This is a genomic window from Lactobacillus agrestimuris (assembly GCF_943193025.1).
Lineage (GTDB): Bacteria > Bacillota > Bacilli > Lactobacillales > Lactobacillaceae > Lactobacillus > Lactobacillus agrestimuris.
In genome coordinates this window covers 1-20,899 of sequence record NZ_CALPCQ010000016.1, presented here as the reverse complement: position 1 = coordinate 20,899, position 20,899 = coordinate 1, and the positions used below count along the sequence as shown (strand labels likewise).

The window sequence follows — 20,899 nt, the reverse complement described above, 5'->3', positions numbered from 1 at the left end:
GTGATTAAATGAATACAAAAGTATGTATTAAACTAATGATTATCTAATCGCTTACAATCTTTAACTAAAACTAAGATAGTCTTAAAAATTTTGAAAAGCAAAAGAAATGACTTATTAAAAAATAACACTTATAACAAAAAGTGTATTAATTGCTTTTTAAACATAAGTGTCTTATCTTAAAAAAGAAAGATATATTATTTTAAAATGAAATGAAAGCAGGGAAATATTATGGCTGATGAAGAAAAATTTAGTGGTGCCGACTTACTTATCGATGCACTTCAAGAAAATGGCATTAAAAATATTTATGGTTTGATTGGTATTCCAGTTACCGACTTCGCTCGTTTAGCTGAAATCAAAGGTATGAAGTACTACGGCTTCAGAAGAGAAGATGCGGCAGTTGATGCAGCAGCTGCAGCAGGTTTTATTAACGGTAAACCAGGTGTAGCTTTAACTGTTTCTGCACCAGGTTTCTTAAACGGATTAGCAGCATTAGCACAAGCTACTAAGAACTGTTTCCCATTTATTATGATTTCAGGTTCATCCGATCGTCACATTATTGACTTAGACCGTGGTGATTATGAAGGATTGGATCAATATAACCGTGCTAAGCCATTCTGTAAGGCAGCTTATCGTGTTGATCGTGCCCAAGATATGGGTTTGGCTGTTGCACGTGCAATTAGAACTGCTGTAAGTGGTCGTCCTGGTGGTGTTTACCTTGATCTTCCTGCTGCAACTATTTCAGATATGAGTACAAAAGCAGATGCTAAGATTTACAAAGTTGTTGATCCAGCGCCTAAGCAAGAACCTGCAGATGAAGCAATTGATCGTGCAGTAGATTTACTTAAGAATGCTAAGCACCCAGTGATTGTTTTGGGTAAAGGTGCCGCATATGCACGTAGTGAAGAAGAAGTAAAAGAATTAGTTGATACAACTAAGATTCCATTCTTACCAATGTCAATGGCTAAGGGACTTCTCCCAGATAATCATCCATCATCAGCCGCTTCTGCTAGATCATTGTCACTTGGTGGGGCAGATGTTGTTTTACTTATTGGTGCAAGACTTAACTGGCTTCTTTCAAATGGTGAATCTCCATTATTCTCACAAGATGCTAAGTTTATCCAAATTGATATTGATGCTACCGAATTTGACTCAAACCGTGAAATTCAAGCTCCACTTCAAGGTGATATCAAGTCTGTTTTGCAAAAGTTGAACAAGGCTGTTAAGGCAGCAGGTATTACTGCACCACAAGACTGGCTTGATGAAATTGCTACTAAGGTTAACTCAAACAACGAAAAATTCGCTGCAAAGATTAAGGCATCACATACTTCTTCAACCTTCGGTTACTTTGGTGCAATCACTCCAATTAACGAATTAATGCAAAAGCACCCAGACACTTACATTGTTAGTGAAGGTGCCAACACTTTGGATAATGGTCGTAACTTAATCGGTATGCAATTGCCTCGTCACCGTCTTGATACTGGTACTTGGGGCGTTATGGGTATTGGTCTTGGTTATGCAATTGCTGCAGCTGTTGAAACTGGTAAGCCAGTTATTGCCCTTGAAGGTGATAGTGCCTTTGGCTTTGACGCAATGGAAATGGAAACTATCTGTCGTTACAATTTACCAATTACTGTTGTTGTCGTTAACAACGGTGGTATCTACAATGGTGCAGACCAAGTTGTTGCAGACCAACTAAGTCCAACTACACTTGATGCTAATGCTCACTATGAATATCTTTCAAAGGCCTTTGGTGGAGACAGCTACTTTGTAACTAACTACAATGAAATGAAAGATGCTCTTGAAAAGGCATATGAATCAGGTAGACCAAATATTATTAATGCTCAAATTGCTAAGACAATGGGTAAAGAATCTGGTCATATCGGTAACTTAAACCCAACTCTTAACCTTGATAAGGATGCAAATTTGTAAAATAGTTTAGAGGAGGACGTACATGTCTGAACCAAATTATGCTGATTTAGAAAATAAGAATCCTCATTTAGATAAAAGTAAGCCATATCCTTTAGAAGGGATATTAGTTGTCGACTTTACCCATGTCTTGTCCGGACCTACTTGTACAAGAATGCTAGCCGATGCTGGTGCTCGTGTGTTACACGTGGAACGTAAAACAGGAGATGATACCAGACACTTAGCTCCATATCTTTCTGATAAGTCGAGTGAATACTTCCGTATTGCTAATGCTGGAAAGGAATCGATTGCGCTTGATTTGAAAGATCCTGCTGATCATGCCTTAGCAGAAAAGATGATTGCAAAAGCTGATGTTGTGGTAGAAAACTTCCGTCCAGGTGTAATGACCAGACTTGGCTTTGATCCAGATGAAATGGTAAAAAAATACCCGAAATTGATTTTTGCATCAATTTCAGGTTTTGGACAGTATGGTCCGATGAGTAAGCAGGCAGCTTATGATACGATTGTACAGGCACTTTCTGGAATTATGGATGCGACAGGGATGCCAGATGGTCCAGCAACTCGTGTTGGTACATCAGTTTCCGATGTTGTTGCTGGTATCATGGGGTATAGCGCAATTACTACAGCTCTTTATGCTCGTGAGAAAACTGGAAAAGGTACCACTGTTGATGTTTCAATGCTTGATGCAACCTTCAGTTTAATGGCGCAGGATGCTATGGCAGTTCTAGGTCCGCACACGATTCCACATCGAATTGGAAATCGCCATCCATATATTTATCCATTTGATACTTTTGAGTGTCAAGATAAACCAATCGCAATTTGCTGCGGTAATGATCATTTATGGGCAGTTCTATCACGGACATTAGGTCATGAGGAATGGATTGATGATTCACGATTTAAGACTAATGATCTCCGTGAAGAAAACTGGCGGGATACTAAAGCAGCCATGGAATCTGTACTTAAAAATGATACTGCTGATCATTGGGATCAAATTTTACATGATGCTGGTATTCCGGCAGGAATTGTTTTGAATCTTAATGATACTAGCCGATTAGATCAAATCATTGCCCGTGGAATGGTGAAAACTTTGCCAGATGGTAATGAAGTTTTAGGGAATCCATTGAAGTATGGAACCTGGAACTCATATGGGCTGCAAAAAGATTCACCTAAGCTTGATGAAAATGGTCCAGAGATTAGAAAAGAATTTGAATAAATACTGTTAATTAGCAAAGAATTGTAAGATGTCATCTTCTGACATCTTTTTTCTTTTGTCTCCAGAAACATCAAGTACTACTTGTCCGTCCTTTAAGATAACGGTACGGTTTCCGTATTTAAGTGCATCTTTTAACTGGTGGGTAATCATCACGCAAGTTAATTTTTGCTCGCGGACAACTTTATCAGTTAATTCAAGTAGTTCTCGGCTAGTATTTGGGTCAAGAGCTGCAGTATGTTCATCAAGGAGAAGTAAATTAGGACGATTAATTGTTGCCATGAGGAAACTTAAAGTTTGACGTTGACCGCCGGATAGAGCACCAACGAAGGTATTTAAACGTTGATTTAATCCATTAGGAAGTTGAGAAGTTTCACGTGAAAACATTTCGAGATGTTTATCAAGACCGCGAAGCTTTAAGCCGCGTCTTTGACCTCGCTTAGTAGCAAGGAGAAAATTTTCAGCAACTGTCATTCGAGGTGCAGTTCCCATTTTTGGATCCTGGAAAACTTGTGAAATATATTTAGCACGTTTGACTTCGGAGAGATTGGTTAAGTTCTTTCCGTCTAATAAAATTTCTCCGTTAGTTGGAAAAAGTGAACCATTGATGACATTTAATAAAGTAGATTTACCAGCACCATTAGTTCCAAGCAAGGTGACAAAGTCACCATCATTCAATGTTAAATTGATATCTTTAAGGATTTGCTTTTCTTCGCTAGTACCGGCATTAACAGTAGTTGTGATATGTTTTAATTCTAACTTACTCATGGACGTTCAACTCCTTTTTTAATTAATTTACGGATATGGAATTTTTCTTGGAAGAGCGGAAGCATCATACAGATTGCCAAGATAATTGAAGAAATCAACTTGAAATCATTAGTACTGAAGCCGAGTTGCAATACAAGTAGAAGAACCAAACGGTAAAGAATGCTGCCGACTACTACTGCGACAAGTCGTGCAGTAAGTGAAAGATTTCCATAAACAACTTCGCCGATAATAATTGCGGCAAGACCAATAACCATCGTACCGATCCCCATATTAACGTCGGCGTAACCACCATTTTGGGCAAGAAGTCCACCGGCAAGACCAATTAAACCGTTAGAAACCATTAAACCAAGGATCTTCATGTTATCGGTATTAATTCCAAGAGAACGTGACATATTTTCATTATCACCAGTTGCGATAAAGGCTTGACCAAGGTCAGTATTTAAAAATAGGGCAAGCAAGAAAACAATGCAAATGGCAAAAGCTAAACCTAAGAAAATAGTAGGAAAATTGGTTGGTAAGTTTTGAAGTAATCCCATATTCAAAAGCGTCTTGTTATTGAGTAAACCAACGTTAGCTTTTCCAAGAATTCGCAAGTTAACTGAGTAAACACCGGTCATAGTTAAGATACCTGCAAGTAGGACAGGAATTTTTCCTTTAGTATAAAGAAGTCCGGTAACTGCACCGGTAATCATGCCGGCACCAAAAGATAATAAAGTAGCAAGCCAAGGATTAACGCCGTGAACAATTGCTGAAACGCAGACTGCTGCACCAAAAGGGAAGGTTCCTTCGACTGTCATATCAGGAAAATTAAGAATACGGAATGAAAGGTATAAACCCAAGGCTAAAATTCCCCATAAGAGGCCTTGGCCAATAGTAGATGTAATTAGATTCATTTGATAATTCTTCCTTTCTTTTCAGCTGCCTTAATTAATTTATTTGGGATTTGAATATTAAGTAAATCAGCTTCTTTTTGATTGATAATTGTTTCATACTTAGTGATTTTTCTAACTGGCATATCTGCTGGCTTTTTACCTTTTAAAACTTCAGCCGTCATCTTTCCAGTTAAAACTCCCATGTCGAATTGACTAACAGATCTTGTAGCAATCCCTCCCGCGTTAACCATAGTATCTGCTGCAGGGAAGACTGGAATCTTTGCGGCATTGGTTGCCTTAACAAGAGTTGCCATACCTGAAGCAACGGTATTATCGGTTGGAACGTAGACTGCTTGAACTTTGCCAGCCATTGTTTGAGCAACTTGTTCAATATCATTAGTAGTTGTCACTGTGTAAGGACGAATTGTGATTCCGTTTTTCTCAGCGATTTTTCTAAATTCACGATATTCGGCTGCAGATGAGTCATCACTAGAAGTGTAGATTACGCCGATAGTTTTTACTTTTGGCATAACTGTTTTAATTAAATCAAACTGAGCAGCAACTGGTTGTTGATCGCGGACACCAGTAACTTTGCCACCAGGATGTTCTAGAGTTTTTACTAACTTTGTTCCACGTGGATCACTCACCGCACCCATGATAACAGGAGTATTTCCGCTCTCGTTTGCTAGTGATTGCACGGCCGGAGTCGCAATTCCGACTACTGCGGCTGCGTGTTCATTTTGAAAACGATCGCTCATTGATTTCAAATTGCTTTGATCGCCTTGAGCATTTTGAAAATCAATCTTGATGTTTTTCCCATTAACATAGCCTTCATCTTTTAGCCCTTGAATGATTCCTTTATGAATCTGATCAAGAGCAGGGTGGCTCATGGTTTGTAAAATTCCAACAGTTGGAATTTTTTGATTTTTTGCATTTTGCTGAGTATCGCTAACAAAGGCAACGACTAGAAAAGCGAAGAGTGCAATAATAGTTCCAATTAGTTTTTTCATACTTTCCTCCTCAAAGAAAAAAGGCATTTCCATTTTGCAGGAAATGCCTAAAACAAAACCCGCACGTTAAGTTCCGTGCGGGTAATAATTTGGGTATCAAAAAGATTTACCAGCACAGATACGACTTTTTGGGTCGCATCTGTACAAAAGCAGAAACAACCCTAGTGCTGGTTTTGCCAACGAACGATCATTTGTAATTGTACTGCCATGATAAATCTTCCTTTCTGTTGTTACTATTTGACTAAAGTTTAAAGATAAAATTAGGGAAAGTCAATATAAAATTATAAATATATTTGATTTACAAATTACTATATATGCATATAAATAAAAGCAAAACAAGTTTAAGATTGTTGATTTAAATTTTCAACAAAAAAATTAAATTGAACAGAAATTAAAAAAGTACTCAATTTTGAGTACTTTTTGTATGGAATTAAGATTCATTTGTTGTGTTATTTGTTTGATTGGACTCAAGAAGGTCTCTAATTTCTTTTAGGTAAATTTCTTCTTGTGATGGACCCGTTTCTTTTGGTTTCATTGGAATAACCTTAGTTACAGCTTTCATCAAGAGGAAAACTACAAAAGCAATAATGATAAAGTTGATTACAGCATTAATAAAGCTACCATACTTAAATGTTGCATCTCCCACTTTAAACACCAAATTGGACATGTCTATTTTACCGACAAATAGTCCAATTAGTGGATTAATCAAATTGGTTACCAAAGAATTGACAATTGAGGTAAAGGCACCACCGATAATTACGGCGATAGCTAATCCCATTACATTGCCACGAGAAATAAAATCTTTAAACTCTTTTAGCATAAACTTCTCCTTATTTAATTTAAAAGTTAATTATTTATTTATAATTTATCAATCAAATATGTAAAAAATATGAAGTTTTATAAAAATTTTTTTAAATGTCAATCCTTGGTGCATATGTCATATAATTGCTATAATTATTTTCCAAGATTGATTGGAGAGGATGATTAAATGAGATACAAACAAATTATTTTTGATGTCGACGATACTTTGATCGATTTTGCAGCAACAGAAGATTTTGCTTTGCATAGTTTGTTTGATGCAAATGGTTGGCCGCTTTCAAGTGAATTGCAGAAGCAGTACCATTCTTATAATCAAAACTTGTGGCGCGATTTGGAATTAGGTAAGTATACTTATGAAGAAATCAGTGAACGTTGTTTCAGAGTCTTTTTGAAGCAAAATTTAGATATTGATGTTGATGGCAATGAGGTAATGGATGAATATCGTTCATACTTCGGTGAGGCGCATCAATTGTTGCCTGGTGTGGAAGATACTTTAATCTATGCTAAAAGACAAGACTATAAATTAACAGTACTTAGTAACGGTGAACAATTTATGCAAGAGCATCGTTTAGAACTTGCGGGGATTAAAGATTACTTCGACCTGATTGTCACATCTGAACAAGCACATTATCAAAAACCAGATGAGCATGCATTTGACTATTTCTTCAGTCGAACTCAGATTGGACCCAATGAAACTATTTTCTTCGGTGATGGACTTCAATCTGATATTTTGGGTGCAGAAAAGTATGGCTTTGACAGTATTTGGTATAATCATCGTCATCGTAAAAATAATTTAAATCTTCACCCACTATTTGAGGTAGAGAACTATCCACAGTTCGTTAAAATCATGCAAAATGATTTTAAGAGTAAATAAAAAATTTCCCGGGAAATATGTCCTAGGAAATTTTTTATTTTAATTCAAATTCTAGCTTAACCGGATTGTGATCGGCATAGCGATAATCGGTATTAATATTGTGAGCTTTGGCGGAAACATTTTTAGAAATGATGAAGCCATCACAAATGGTTTGGTAGTTTACCTTTGGATCATATTTTATATCGGTTGATCGAACTGTTGCAATTTTTTCTCGGTTATCAGCTTTAACCATGATGAAATCTTTAGGTAGCATTTTTTGACTTAGAACTGAAACCCAATCAGGAATCTTCTCTTGATGGTCGAAATGGGTGAGCATGTCGCGGCCTAAAGCATGGTTGAAGTCGCCACCAACGATTACATAATTGCCATCACGGTATTCATTTTCCATTACGCTAGAAAGCAACTTCATTTGCGCCTTACGACTTTTACCGCCCTTATCATAAGCCGACATGTGACTGTTGATCATGACGAGATATTTGCCGTTGTTGATTGGGTAACGAATTACTGTGAAGCAGCGATCAAGGTCGGTGAATTTAGAAATAAAGGCGCTGGTTACAGGATACTGCCGTCTTTCCGCACTTGTAACGTGATAGCGGCTCATACTTAAAATTCCAGATTGAACGCTACCGTGTGGATCGTTCAATGGCCAAGCCAAGAAGGCGGTATGGAAGTTATTAGCAAAGACATCGTCATAATTTTTAAAGTGATTTTCCATCATTTTAACTTGGTTAACGTAATGACTTCTGGTTGAGTGAATATCAATTTCTTGGAAAAACATGAAGTCTGGATCTTCTTTTTTCATGGTTTGGATGACTCCATTGGTTGAAGCAAGGACGGCATTTTTTGAAAAAGCAGTTCCGCGATGACCGTGAGTTTTTTGACCGTTTTTTAATTCGCCTTTATCCATAAAGAAATCAAAGTCATGATTGTAGGCACCGAAACCAACATTATAAGTTGTAGCGGTATATTTTTTGCGAAGCGCTAATTTTGAACTTTGATTATTCTCAACTGCTAATTTCTTATGATCGGAAATTCGGTAGTAATGTGTCTGCATGTAAATCACATAGCCGATGATCCCGACTAGTAAAATTGATAAAATGCAGAGCAGTGTAATGCCAACTTTTTTAAAAACTTTCATAATTGCACCTCTAATGTAAATTACCAGTTCATTATAACAAAGCGGTAAAATAGAGAGTAAGAAAAAATAGAAGGAGTGATTAACTTGAAGAAAATTACTACAGGAATTGTAGCTCACGTAGATGCTGGGAAGACAACTTTATCTGAGGCGATGCTTTATGAAGCAGGGAACTTAAGAAAGTTGGGCCGAGTGGATAATGGTGATGCATTTCTTGATACAGACAACTTAGAGAAAAAGCGCGGGATTACAATTTTCTCTCATGAAGCACAAGTAAAGACTGATTCATTGAAATTAACACTTCTTGATACTCCGGGACACATGGATTTTGTTACTCAGACCGAGTCTGTTTTAAGCGTACTGGATTATGCGATTTTAGTAATTTCGGCGGCCGATGGCGTTACAAGTTATACTAAGACGCTCTGGAATTTACTCAATAGAAATCAAGTTCCAACTTTTATTTTTGTAAATAAGATGGATTCACCTGATGCAGATAAGAAGAAAATTTTGACAGATATTCAGGGGAATCTATCTGATTCAAGTTTTGACTTTTCAAAGATAGATGATTCACTTTATGAAAATTTAGCAACTGTCAATGAAGATCTACTTGATGAATACTTGAATAAAGGTGAACTTGATCAAGATGAAATTCGAAAGATGATTAGTCAAAGACAAGTCTTTCCAGTTTATTTTGGTTCGGCCTTGAAATTGAATGGCATTAAAGAATTCATTCAGGGATTCGAAGACTGGACTGAAGAAGAAAAGTATAGCGACGAATTTTCTGCTAGAGTTTTTAAAATTTCTCACGATGAACAAGGCAATCGATTAACTTGGGTGAAAGTTTTAGGTGGAAGATTAAAGGCCAAGACTGAATTATTAGCAGATGAAAAGATTGATCAAATTCGTTCTTATGATGGAAGTAAGTATGAAGTTCTGCCAGAAGCGCATGCTGGCGAAATCGTCACTTTGACTGGTCTTAAGACAACTTATCCAGGTCAAGGAATTGAAACAGCTGATAAAAGCAACATAATCAGACCAGTTTTAACGTATCGCCTTAACCCAGAAAATAATGATATTTATGCTTGCCTTGATGCTTTGAAAATTTTGGAAGATGAAGATTCAACTTTGAAGTTGACCTGGTCGCAAGAATTACAAGAAATTCACTTGCAAGTAATGGGTGAGATTCAGTTGGAGATTTTAGGTCAAATTCTCTTTGATCGATTTAACTTGGATGTGACTTTTGATCAAGGAAACATTTTATATAAGGAAACAATTAACAAACCGATTGAAGCAGTTGGACATTTTGAACCGTTACGTCACTATTCAGAAGCCCACTTTTTACTTGAACCTGGTGAAGAAGGGAGCGGTCTGATTTTTGATAGTCAGGTTAGTTTGGAAACTCTTGCTAAGAATTACCAACATCAAATTATGACGGCTTTGAAATCTAAAACTCATTTAGGAGTTTTAATTGGTGCACCAATTACTGATATGAAAATTACTTTGATCAATGGTAAGGCAAGTAATGTGCATACGGTTGGTGGGGATTTTCGTGAAGCAACATATCGCGGGGTACGGCAAGGGCTGATGGAGGCCAAGACTATGGGCTATTGCAAGTTACTTGAGCCATGGTATGATTTCACTTTAACAATACCTGCGGATCAAGTTGGTCGAGCAATTAATGATATTCAAAGAATGAATGGCGAATTTGAAATGCCGGATGGACAAACGCAGTTTGTTTCAATTACTGGTTCAGCACCTGTAGCTGAAATGCGTGATTATGTGAATGAGGTTCGTTCATATACTCACGGTGAGGGAAGTTTGGAATGTGTCGTTTCGGGATATCGACCATGTCATAATAGTGAGGAAATTATTTCCCGGGGAAAGTATGATCCGGTTTCTGATTTTGATAATACGCCAAATTCTGTTTTCTGTGCTCATGGTGCAGGTTTTACAGTAACTTGGGATAAGGTGCCAGAATTCGCACATTTGGAATATCAATATCCACTTGATTGAAAATTTAAATGCAAAAAAAGCGCTGAATTAAAATCAGCGCTTTTTTATTAGCTAATTATTTTTAGAACTTGTTCTTATCAAGAGCAACAGGTGAGTCAGGTTCTTCACCGTTGATCATCTTCAAGTTGTTGTCAAATGCCTTAACAACCATGTTACGTACTGCGTGTGTAGTGTAGAAAGCAGTGTGTGGAGTTACTAAAACATTTGGACGATCGATTAAGTCAGCTAAACGAGCATCTGGGAATTCTTTACCTTCCCAATCTTCGTTGAATACGCCAACTTCACCTTCGTAAGTATCCATTACGAAACCAAAGATCTTACCTGAGTCCAAACCGCGGATAACGGCATCAGTATCAACAAGTGGACCACGTGAGCAGTTAACAATAACTACGCCATCTTTCATCTTGGCAATTGATTCATCGTTGATCATGTGAACATTAGCTGGAACATCAGGAACGTGAAGTGAGATTACGTCAGCTTGCTTGTATAAGTCATCAAGTGAGTCAACGTAGTAACCCTTCTTTTCAAGTTCTGGGTTCTTGTAGATATCGAAAGCAATAACCTTTGCTCCGAATCCTTCCATAATCTTCATAAATACTTGACCAATGTGACCAGTACCTACAACACCAACAACTTGGTCACGAACTTCACGACCAATTGTAGGAGCCCAACGTAAGTCACGTTTAGCCATCTTTTCGTCCATGCGCTTATCTTGACGTAATACACGTGCAGCTTGAATTGCAGCATGTTCAGCAATTGCGTCAGGTGAGTATACAGGAACGTTAGTAATTTCAAAGCCAAGTTCTTTAGCTTTGTCCATATCAATGTTGTCAACACCAACGTTACGTAATGACATCTTAGTAACGCCAGCATCGGCTAATGCTTGAAGGGTTTCTGGAGTGTAATCTAATTGTTGATATACAACAACACCATCGGCTCCCTTAGCTAGCTTAGCAGTTTCAGGGGTCAAAAGCTTATCAGTATATTCTACTTCAATATCCTTATGAGCATCTTTCCATTCATTTAAGAAAGGTTCTTCATCCTTACGAATAGCGTAAGCGAAAATCTTTGTCATAAATTTATACCTCCGTAAAAATTAAACAGTATGACCGAGTCTTATTATACTCTTACGTTTTACAAACAAAACATGAAAGCAAGATTTTTTAAGAATAATAGCTTTTTATAACAAAAAATAATAGAAAAAATTTATATAAAAATATTCGCCAAATTAAATATCTAAAATAAGTTATTTAATAAAAAACACTAATATACTAACTTTTTGTATGTTGAAAAAACGCGTATATAGTATTATTAATACGGTAAAAATGCTGCTTGAATTATATAACCCAAGTTATATAATGGGAGGGTGATATTGTAAAACATAACGGAGGAATAATATGGATAAGAGTTCTAATTTTAACAGAGAAGCTCGTCAACATTTTAGCCTCAGAAAATTGTCAGTAGGTGTTGCCTCAGTATTGGTAGGTACCTCAGTTACAGTTTTTGGTAGTAAGGCTGTTCATGCTGATGAATTGAATAAGGGTTCTGAACAAGTAGAGAGTTCAGCTGTTCAACAACAAAATAATCAGTCTAGTGACGAGCATCAAGTAAATACTTTGGATGCTTCTAATCAAAAGCAAGTTACATATAACCAAACTAAGCAAGTAGAGGTGCTTGATGTTAAGGAAGATGCAACTAAGGCTAATGATTCACAAGTAAATGCAAAGGATTTGCAAGTAGTTAAGGGTGATGCTTCTAATCAAAAGCAAGTTACATACAACCAAACTAAGCAAGTAGAGGTGCTTAATGTTAAGGAAGATGCAACTAAGGCTAATGATTCACAAGTAAATGCAAAGGATTTGCAAGTAGCTAAGACCGCTGCTTCAGATCAAGCTAAGGCAGCAACGAAAATTGTTCCAACAGTTAAGCCTAATGTGCCAGACACATTCAAGAATCCAATTCATGTAAGTAATTGGGATCAATTTGATACTGCTTTTAAAGACACCAATGTTGACCAAATTGTTTTGGATAACAATATTGATGTTGATAAACGTGGTGGCGATAAGATTGTTTATAATCAACGAGGCATTGCTAGAAATCTTGTGATTACTAGTGCTGGTGATAATCAATATTCATTAAACTTTAACCGCCACTTTATGGGGTTGTTTGACCAAAACCAAGATAAAGGTACAGATTGGAATTTAGTATTTAAGAATATTGATATTACGTCAACTAATAATACTTTTGCTCCAATTTTTACGAGAAATGTTAACGTTAAATATTCAAAGAGAAATACCATTACCTTTGATAATGTTAATTTCACGGGTCATCAACTTGCACAAGCAGATGCATGCAATATTGTGTTAGCAGGTAACGTTAATATTGATTCTACGCTTGAAGGCGGAGATGAGAATGTTATTTTCGCTCATAGTGTAAAGATGGCAGATGGCTCTGACGTTAATGTTAAATTGCGTCAAGATTCATGGGTTCCTAACAGTACTACCTGGAACGTTGGTGGTAGTGCCTTTGTTCACACTATGTACAATGACAGCAATGATGCTGTAGTTATTGGTTCCGGTGCTAACTTTAAGTTAAATCCAGATCAAGATTACACCAATATCAAGGGCTTTGCTTTTGCAGATAAGGCTAACATGATTATTGGCGATGGTGCTCATGTTGAAATGAACATGGGTGATGGTAGTTCAAGTGCTATTTTGGCACCGCGTGAATTAATTGTTAAACCAAATGCAGTTCTTGATATTAAGACTAAGCAAGATGGTGCTGGCAGATTAGCTTGGGGCGGCGATGTGAATGTCGGTACTCATGTTGCTCCAATTAGTATCGGTAATTACAAATATAATCGCGGGAATAGTTCATTTACTATTGAAAAGAATGCAACAGTAAAAATTGTTCGTGCTGATACTGGTGTGCAAACTATTAGTCCATTAATTTCATTTGGTAGTACATCAGAGAATGTCTACAACACTTACGACTTTAATGTAAATGACGGTGCAACTTTAGATTTACAAGATGGTGCTCAAGGTACTTATAAAGCAAAGGCACCTGAAGAATATGCCCCATACTTGGGTAAAGACAATAATGTTCAAACCATGGGTATGATTGCGATGTTTGGTATTCGTTCAGTTGATCATATTAATTTTGGTAATGTGAAATACGTCAACTTGCAAAGAACTGGACACCAACATGGTAATTTGATTCGTCTTGAAGGTGGACATGATATCTCAGGCTCTAATTCAGTAGTTTTCAAAGGTCATGCAATTCCATTATCTCAATGGCAAGCGGATAACTTTGATAAAAAGGCAGATTATACTTGGAATCTTGATAATCTTTATACTGAAAACAAGATGGGCGATTATGCTTCTAACTACAACCTTAAAGGTCAAAGTACTGGCAAGGTTAATAATTGGGCAAAATTCTACAATAAAGATACTAAGTTTGATCAAACTACTAGTTCAGTTCTTTTCACTGATGGCAAGTCAGTTGAACAACATCAAGACTTTAACAACAACTTTAGTTGGTGGAAAGCAAGAAGAATTGCATTTGGTACTATTTATGCAATTCCAACTGCAAGTGTTGCAGATGAAAATGCATTAGCAACCCACGTAAATGCCAACATTAATCAATCTCCATCACTTAATGCAAACAACATTGTATTAACTTGGAAAGATACTGATGGCAAGGTAGTTAAAGCACCTGAAAACTACAGTATCAACTGGATTACAGGTCCTGACACTTCAGTAGCTACTGAAGGTGACAGCTTGAACCGTACAGGTAAAGTAGAGATTATCATAAACGGTGAAAAGCAACAACTTGTTGTTCCAGTTAAGGTATTAACTGCTACTGTACAAAACAATGGTGCTAAGGTTGATCAAAATGATCAATCAACTTTACCAACTGCAGATCATATGACTAATACTTCAGCAGTTGATCGTTTCGGTATTAACAATGTTGAATGGGCTGAAGAACCTAACATTGCTGAACCAAACCCAGAAGCATATGGTAAGGTTCGTGTAAACTACAGCGATGGTACTTCACAAATCTTGAATCCTTATGTTGATGTTCGCCAAGTAGAGAATGGTTTGGATCACAAGGATGACAGATTAATTTACAGAACTACATATGTTAACCAAATAGTAACTGATTTTGAAGGTCACCAAACTATTAATAGAGTTGAAATGGGACACTATAGAATAAAATACACAGACTACGCTTATCCAGTAGGTAATCCAAACCGTGTAACTTACTCTAAGTGGCAGACCATAAAGTTATCTTAATGAGGTTCCAGTAAATGGATAATAAAAAAATTGAACATGGTGTAGATCATAAAGATGACAGAGATCTTTATCGAACTATTACTGTAAGACAAGAAGCCACTAGCTATGATGGTAGTGTGGAAATTTCACAAGCTAAGACAATCAAAGCTCGTGACAGAATTACCAACTTAGCAATTCCAGAAGGTCAAGAAGGCCGAGTAACATATACAGCTTGGAAAACTGTAAAATAAGAACAAAACATAACAAAACATAACGGAGAAACAAATGAATAATAGATTCTTTAAAGGTGAAGATCATCAACATTTCGGTTTACGTAAGTTGTCCGTAGGTGTTGCATCAGTTTTATTGGGTACAACATTCATGATTTATGGTGGACGTACTGTTCAAGCTGATACTAACGCTAACACTGATGGTTCAGCACAAAAGGATGTAACCGAAACTGCCAAAACAAACGATGCAGATGCGACTGTTGAAGCTAACAAGGACTCACAAGTAGTAACTGTTAACAAGCAAGTTCAAACTTTGGACGTTGCTGATAATGCGGCCGCTGAACAAGTAACTGATAAGGCTGCTTCAAACAAAGCTACAAATGTAACTGTTGATAACAACAAGGCTGAAGAAGTTGCTAAGGATGTTCAAACTAAAGATTCTCAAGCACAAACTGCTAAGAAGGAAATCACTTTACAGGTAGCTGAAGACAAGAAAGTTCTTAAGAAAGACGATGCAATTGATACAAAAGCATTAGCAGACAATAAGGCTATCCAAGCAAATGAAGAACCTGGTCAAGATATTCCAAGTAATCTTCCAGTAGTTGACGATGCAACTAAGGAAGAATACTTGAAGTTAATTGGTTTAACTCAACCAGATGCTCTTACTCCTGAACAATTAGCTGCAATGGGTATTAGTAGAGATACTTATCTTAAAGATAATGTTAAATATAAGGCTACAGCGACTGCAGTTGTTCAAACAGCAGATGGTTACCTTAATTTAGGAAATGTTCCAACTTATCATAATCCAGATGGAAGTCTAAACTTAAAGTATTATCAATTTATTAATCAATATATAGATGACAACTTCGAACAAATCTTTGATGCAGGTTATGATATTGAAGGTGTTATTTACAAGCCAAGTTATGCACCTTACATTGAAGGTAAGACCATTTATATTAATAAAGGTGATTCATTAACAGATGATGACGCTAGAAGAGGTCTTCCAGATGAGTATGAAAATGCTTATAAAGGTATTTCATGGGATAGTAACATTGAAACTCAAGTTGATGTAAATAAGGTTGGGGAATATGATGGTGCAGTTGATATTACTTATGAAAACGGAGTAGGTATCTCAACTGGTGTTAAGGTTGTTGTAGTTGACCTTACAGGTAAGGATGAAATCACTCACATCGGTGCTGATATTCCAGCTGCAGATAAGAGTGTAGATGGTGCTCCAGCAGGTTCACAAATTGTTTGGACTACTGAACCTTCAACTGAAAAAGCTGGTAAGTCAGTAGGTACTGTTACTGTAACTTACCCAGATGGTAATAAGGGTACTGCTAAGTCAACTCTTAACGTACTTGCACCAGATGTTAAGGATAAAGTTGAAGTATGGCAAGGTGATCCAGTTCCAGACCCTGATAAAATGGTAACTAACGAAGGAGACATTGCTTCTCACCTTCCTGGTACTACTTACACTTGGGGAACTCCAGTAGATACTACAATTCTTGGTAATCACGATACTACTATCATTACTCACTGGCCAGATGGTAAGACCACTAGTTCATCGACTGTTATTGTTGTAAATAAACATACTGCATCAACTGATAAAGGTACTAAGAAGACAATTACTCGTGATATCTACACTCAACTCGAAGGTCAAGAACCTAAGAAAGTAGATACTCAAACAGTTACTCTTACTAGATCAGCTACTGAAGATCTTTTCACTCATGAAATTACTTATGGTGAATGGAGTACTGCAAACATGGCAGCTTATACTGCACCATCAATTGAAAACTACACAGTAGAAAACCCAGATGCAGCTCCAGCAGTTGAAGTTACTGGCTCAACTGACAACATGAGTATAACTTTCAAGTATAAAGCAAATCACCAAGAAATTGTTGACGGTGATGGCACTCACATGGATGTAAGTCGTGATATTTACACTCAACTTGAAGGTCAACAACCAACTAAGGTAGATACAGAAACTATTACTCTTCACAGAACAGGTGATAAGAACTTAGCAACTGGTGAAATTAAGTGGAACGCATGGCAATCAGCAGAAATGCCAGCTTACGCTGCACCAGAAATTAAGAACTACACAGTAACTAACCCAGACGCAGGTGCTGCAGTTAAGGTAGATGGTTCAACTGCTAAGCTTGCAGACGTAGTATTTGACTACAAGGCAAACCATGAAACTATCACAAATGGTGATGGTACAGAAATGACTGTAAGCCGTGACATTTACACTAAGCTTGAAGGTCAAGATGCTAAGAAGATTGATACTCAAAATGTAACTCTTCACAGAACAGGTGATAAGAACTTAGCAACAGGTGAAATCACTTGGGGTGAATGGGGTACTGGTAAGATGGATGCCTACACTGCACCAGAAATCAAGAACTACACAGTTGAAAATCCAGATGCAGCCCCAGCAGTTGATATTACTAGCTCAACTAAGAACATGAGCGTAACTTTCAACTACAAGGCAAACCACGAAACTATTACCACTGGTGATGGTACAGAAAAGACTGTAAGTCGTGATATCTACACTCAAATCGAAGGTGAAAATGCTAAGAAGGTTGACACTGAAACTGTTACTCTTCACAGAACAGGTGACAAGAACTTGGCAACTGGTGAAATCAAGTGGAATGCTTGGGAACCAACTACTATGCCTAAGTTTGATGCTCCATCAATTGCAGGTTACGATGTAACTAACCCAGATGCAGCCCCAGCTGTAACTGTAGATGGTTCACGGAACAGTCTTGATGACGTAGTATTTAATTATGCAGCACAAGACCGTAAGCAGGTTGTTAACTATGTAGATGTAAACGATCAGTCAAATATTGTTGCTTCAACTACTGTTGAAGGCAAGACTAACACTACTGTTAACTTCACTCCAGAAGCACCAAAGAACTGGGTAATTGTTCCTGGTCAAGACTTACCTTTAACTATTAGTTTTGGTACTGCTGACAAGGCTCCAATTACTATCCTTGTTGAACACGGCCACAAGCAAATCAAAGATGCCGACAGTAAGACCATTTCACGTTTAGTTCAATACATTGATCCAAATACAAGCAAGACTGTTAAAATTACAGATCAAAAAGTAACTTTGACCAGATCTGCTGATGAAGATTTAGTAACTGGTGAAAAGATCTACGGTGCATGGTCCACTGCAACATTCGATCAAGTTGTAGCTCCTTCATTTAAGGGTTACACAGTAACTAACCCACTTGATGCTTCAGCAATTTTTGTAAATGCAAATACTCCAAATCAAACTGTAACTTTCAAGTACATGGCTTCGGAATTTAACCAACCTGTAAACTACGTTGAACAAGGTACTGATTATATAGTAGGTTCAACCAATGTGGCTGGTTCAACTAACTCAACTGTCGTATTTGATGCGGATACATTCCTTCCAGGTAACTACCAACTTGCACCAAATCAAGAACAAAACATTACTATTAAGTTCGGTGATACTCAACCAACTCAAGCGGTTAATGTTTATGTTGTAGCTAAGACCGCACCTTACTACGGTGATACTACAATGACAGTTAAGAGAAACATTTATACTCAATTAGATGATGGTACTAAGCAAATCTACAACGTACAAAATGTAACTCTTACTAGAACTGCTGAAAGAAACTTGGTAACAGGTAAAGTTACTTACAGTGCATGGACTGCTAAGCAAATTCCAGCATTTACTGCACCAGAAATTCCAAACTACGAAGTAACTAATCCAGATGCAGCTCCAGCTGTAACTGTTGATGGTTCAACTGCTCAACTTGCAGATGTAGTATTCAACTACAAGGCTAAGCATGAAACTATCACTGATGGAGTAGGTACCCACAGAACCGTAACTCGTGATATTTACACTCAACTTGAAGGTCAAAACGCAGAACACTACACTACTCAAAGCATTACGCTTTCAAGAACTGGTGATAAGAACTTAGCAACTGGTGAAATTGTTTGGAGTGCATGGAACACTGATACAATGCCTAAGTTCGATGCTCCTGAATTTGCTGGTTACACAGTAACTAACCCAGATGCAGGTGCCGCAGCTAAGATTGATGCTAACAGTAACTCTCTTCCAGATGTAACCTTTAACTACAAGGCAAATACACAAGATATCACAAATGGTGATGGTACAGAAATGACTGTAAGCCGTGATATCTACACTAAGCTTGAAGGTCAAGATGCTAAGAAGGTTGATACTCAAAACATCACTCTTCACAGAACAGGTGTCAAGAACTTGGCAACTGGTGAAATCAAGTGGAACGCATGGCAATCAGCAGAAATGCCAGCTTACGCTGCACCAGAAATCAAGAACTACACAGTTCAAAACCCTAATGCAGGTGCTGCTGTAACTGCTAATGGTTCAACTGCTAAGCTTGCAGACGTAGTATTTGACTACAAGGCAAATCACGAAACTATTACCACTGGTGACGGTACTGAAAAGACTGTAAGTCGTGATATCTACACTCAAATTGAAGGTCAAGACGCTAAGAAGGTTGACACTGAAACTGTTACTCTTCACAGAACAGGTGACAAGAACTTAGCAACTGGTGAAATCAAGTGGAACGCATGGCAATCAGCAGAAATGCCAGCTTACACTGCACCAGAAATCAAAGGCTACTTCGTAACTAACCCAGATGCAGCACCAGCTGTAACTGTTGATGGTTCAAAGGATAGTCTTGACAAGGTTGTATTCCACTACAACGCAAGCGACCAAAAGGTTCTTGTAAACTACGTTGATGAAGAAACTCACAAGACAATTACTTCAACTACTGTAAATGGTAAGACTGGTGAAACTGTACAATTCAATGCAGAATCACATGTACCAGCAGGTTGGACTATTGTTAAGGGTCAAACCATCCCAACTTCATTCACATTCGGTTCAACTCCATTGAAGGATCAAACTATTTTAATCCACCACAACGAAAACGATAGATACAAGGTATCTATTCCAGATGGTGAAAATGTAACTACTCACGTTGGTGCTAACGAAAATGTTCCATCATTGAGTGCTTCAGGTGTTAAATTAGTTTGGACTGAAGATGGCAAGCAAGTATCTGCACCAGCAGGTGTAAATGTTGCTTGGGAAACCGTTCCAGCTACTGACAAGATTACTACTGAAACCGGTACTTTAAAGATAACATTCAAGGATGGTACTACAACTACTGTAAACGTTCCTGTAAATGTTCAAGGTGCTACTGCAGGTGATCTTCAAACTGTTGATCAAGGTCAAACCGTTCCAGCAGCTAAGACTACTGTAAACACTACAACTGTTGATCACTTCGGTATTACTAATATTGATTGGAGCAAGACTCCATCAACTGCAACACCAGGTGCGGCAATTCCAGGTGTGGCTCGAGTACACTACAGCGATGGTACTTACCAAGATGTTAACGTTGTAATCAATGTTCGCGGTGTCGAAGATGGTAGAGATCACAAGGATCAAAAGAACTTATACAGATCAACTTATGTAAAACAAGTTTCAACTAATGAGTTTGGTCAAGAAGTTACTAAATGGGTAAACAGTGTACACTACAGAATTAGATACACTGACTACAAGTACCCAGAAGGTAATCCAAACCGTGTAACTTACAGTAAGTGGTTCCACTACATCGAAGAATAAGTTAAGTAATTAACTAACTATATATAGAAAAAGCATATCGTTTGATATGCTTTTTTTGTAAGCGTCAAATAACCAGGTGTCTGTTTTTGTCCTCATTTTTCAGGTATTCTAATCTCATTAAATTTATGGAGGT

The 20,899-nt window shown here is 37.5% G+C and carries 13 protein-coding genes; 7 read left to right on the top strand and 6 right to left on the bottom strand.

What is annotated here, in order from left to right; genetic code table 11:
• The first annotated feature begins 228 nt into the window (after positions 1-228).
• A complete protein-coding gene (gene oxc, locus NFR82_RS06025) occupies positions 229-1,929 on the top strand; it encodes an oxalyl-CoA decarboxylase (protein WP_251717395.1) in 1,701 nt (566 codons plus the stop codon).
• 22 nt (positions 1,930-1,951) lie between these two features.
• Complete coding sequence (locus NFR82_RS06020) at positions 1,952-3,139, top strand: CaiB/BaiF CoA transferase family protein (RefSeq protein ID WP_251717394.1); 1,188 nt, start codon at positions 1,952-1,954, stop codon at positions 3,137-3,139.
• A 6-nt stretch (positions 3,140-3,145) separates the two neighbouring features.
• Here NFR82_RS06020 and NFR82_RS06015 read toward each other — a convergent pair whose 3' ends face one another.
• From NFR82_RS06015 to mscL, 4 genes are all read right to left on the bottom strand, one after another.
• A complete protein-coding gene (locus tag NFR82_RS06015; RefSeq protein ID WP_251717393.1) occupies positions 3,146-3,904 on the bottom strand; it encodes an ABC transporter ATP-binding protein in 759 nt (252 codons plus the stop codon).
• On the bottom strand, positions 3,901-4,797 hold the full coding sequence (locus NFR82_RS06010) for an ABC transporter permease (RefSeq protein ID WP_251717392.1): 897 nt from the start codon (positions 4,795-4,797) through the stop codon (positions 3,901-3,903). The genes NFR82_RS06015 and NFR82_RS06010 overlap by 4 nt, the downstream gene beginning before the upstream one ends.
• Positions 4,794-5,786, bottom strand: coding sequence for a tryptophan ABC transporter substrate-binding protein (gene trpX, locus NFR82_RS06005; RefSeq protein WP_251717391.1), 993 nt, complete (start codon positions 5,784-5,786; stop codon positions 4,794-4,796). The genes NFR82_RS06010 and trpX overlap by 4 nt, the downstream gene beginning before the upstream one ends.
• A 430-nt stretch (positions 5,787-6,216) precedes the next feature.
• A complete protein-coding gene (mscL, locus tag NFR82_RS06000) occupies positions 6,217-6,606 on the bottom strand; it encodes a large-conductance mechanosensitive channel protein MscL (RefSeq protein WP_251717390.1) in 390 nt (129 codons plus the stop codon).
• A 168-nt stretch (positions 6,607-6,774) separates the two neighbouring features.
• Between mscL and NFR82_RS05995 the strand changes: the two genes are divergently transcribed.
• On the top strand, positions 6,775-7,479 hold the full coding sequence (locus NFR82_RS05995) for a YjjG family noncanonical pyrimidine nucleotidase (RefSeq protein WP_251717389.1): 705 nt from the start codon (positions 6,775-6,777) through the stop codon (positions 7,477-7,479).
• A 34-nt stretch (positions 7,480-7,513) separates the two neighbouring features.
• On the opposite strand, the gene NFR82_RS05990 is transcribed toward NFR82_RS05995, so the two are convergent.
• On the bottom strand, positions 7,514-8,617 hold the full coding sequence (locus NFR82_RS05990) for an endonuclease/exonuclease/phosphatase family protein (RefSeq protein WP_251717388.1): 1,104 nt from the start codon (positions 8,615-8,617) through the stop codon (positions 7,514-7,516).
• Between the two features lie 84 nt (positions 8,618-8,701).
• On the opposite strand from NFR82_RS05990, the gene NFR82_RS05985 reads away from it, so the two are divergent.
• Positions 8,702-10,627 carry a GTP-binding protein gene (locus NFR82_RS05985; RefSeq protein WP_251717387.1) on the top strand — a complete coding sequence of 642 codons (1,926 nt, stop codon included), beginning with the start codon at positions 8,702-8,704 and terminating at the stop codon, positions 10,625-10,627.
• Positions 10,628-10,688: 61 nt separating this feature from the next.
• Here the strand turns inward: NFR82_RS05985 and NFR82_RS05980 are convergent, their stop codons facing one another.
• Positions 10,689-11,702, bottom strand: a complete 1,014-nt coding sequence (locus NFR82_RS05980; RefSeq protein WP_251717386.1) for a D-2-hydroxyacid dehydrogenase — start codon at positions 11,700-11,702, stop codon at positions 10,689-10,691.
• Positions 11,703-12,024: 322 nt separating this feature from the next.
• On the opposite strand from NFR82_RS05980, the gene NFR82_RS05975 reads away from it, so the two are divergent.
• Genes NFR82_RS05975 through NFR82_RS05965 form a run of 3 tightly spaced genes read left to right on the top strand, consistent with a single transcriptional unit; the run spans position 12,025 to position 20,766 of the window.
• Positions 12,025-14,922, top strand: a complete 2,898-nt coding sequence (locus NFR82_RS05975) for a pectate lyase-like adhesive domain-containing protein (protein WP_251717385.1) — start codon at positions 12,025-12,027, stop codon at positions 14,920-14,922.
• Positions 14,923-14,936: 14 nt separating this feature from the next.
• On the top strand, positions 14,937-15,152 hold the full coding sequence (locus NFR82_RS05970) for a hypothetical protein (RefSeq protein ID WP_251717384.1): 216 nt from the start codon (positions 14,937-14,939) through the stop codon (positions 15,150-15,152).
• A 34-nt stretch (positions 15,153-15,186) separates the two neighbouring features.
• Complete coding sequence (locus NFR82_RS05965; protein WP_251717383.1) at positions 15,187-20,766, top strand: mucin-binding protein; 5,580 nt, start codon at positions 15,187-15,189, stop codon at positions 20,764-20,766.
• Positions 20,767-20,899: the final 133 nt, after the last annotated feature.

Excerpts from the sequence above, each read along its gene's own strand:
- oxc (WP_251717395.1), top strand. The coding sequence starts at position 229 with ATGGCTGATGAAGAAAAATTTAGTGGTGCCGACTTACTTATCGATGCA.
- NFR82_RS06020 (WP_251717394.1), top strand. The coding sequence starts at position 1,952 with ATGTCTGAACCAAATTATGCTGATTTAGAAAATAAGAATCCTCATTTA.
- NFR82_RS06015 (WP_251717393.1), bottom strand. The coding sequence starts at position 3,904 with ATGAGTAAGTTAGAATTAAAACATATCACAACTACTGTTAATGCCGGT.
- NFR82_RS06010 (WP_251717392.1), bottom strand. The coding sequence starts at position 4,797 with ATGAATCTAATTACATCTACTATTGGCCAAGGCCTCTTATGGGGAATT.
- trpX (WP_251717391.1), bottom strand. The coding sequence starts at position 5,786 with ATGAAAAAACTAATTGGAACTATTATTGCACTCTTCGCTTTTCTAGTC.
- mscL (WP_251717390.1), bottom strand. The coding sequence starts at position 6,606 with ATGCTAAAAGAGTTTAAAGATTTTATTTCTCGTGGCAATGTAATGGGA.
- NFR82_RS05995 (WP_251717389.1), top strand. The coding sequence starts at position 6,775 with ATGAGATACAAACAAATTATTTTTGATGTCGACGATACTTTGATCGAT.
- NFR82_RS05990 (WP_251717388.1), bottom strand. The coding sequence starts at position 8,617 with ATGAAAGTTTTTAAAAAAGTTGGCATTACACTGCTCTGCATTTTATCA.
- NFR82_RS05980 (WP_251717386.1), bottom strand. The coding sequence starts at position 11,702 with ATGACAAAGATTTTCGCTTACGCTATTCGTAAGGATGAAGAACCTTTC.
- NFR82_RS05975 (WP_251717385.1), top strand. The coding sequence starts at position 12,025 with ATGGATAAGAGTTCTAATTTTAACAGAGAAGCTCGTCAACATTTTAGC.
- NFR82_RS05970 (WP_251717384.1), top strand. The coding sequence starts at position 14,937 with ATGGATAATAAAAAAATTGAACATGGTGTAGATCATAAAGATGACAGA.
- NFR82_RS05965 (WP_251717383.1), top strand. The coding sequence starts at position 15,187 with ATGAATAATAGATTCTTTAAAGGTGAAGATCATCAACATTTCGGTTTA.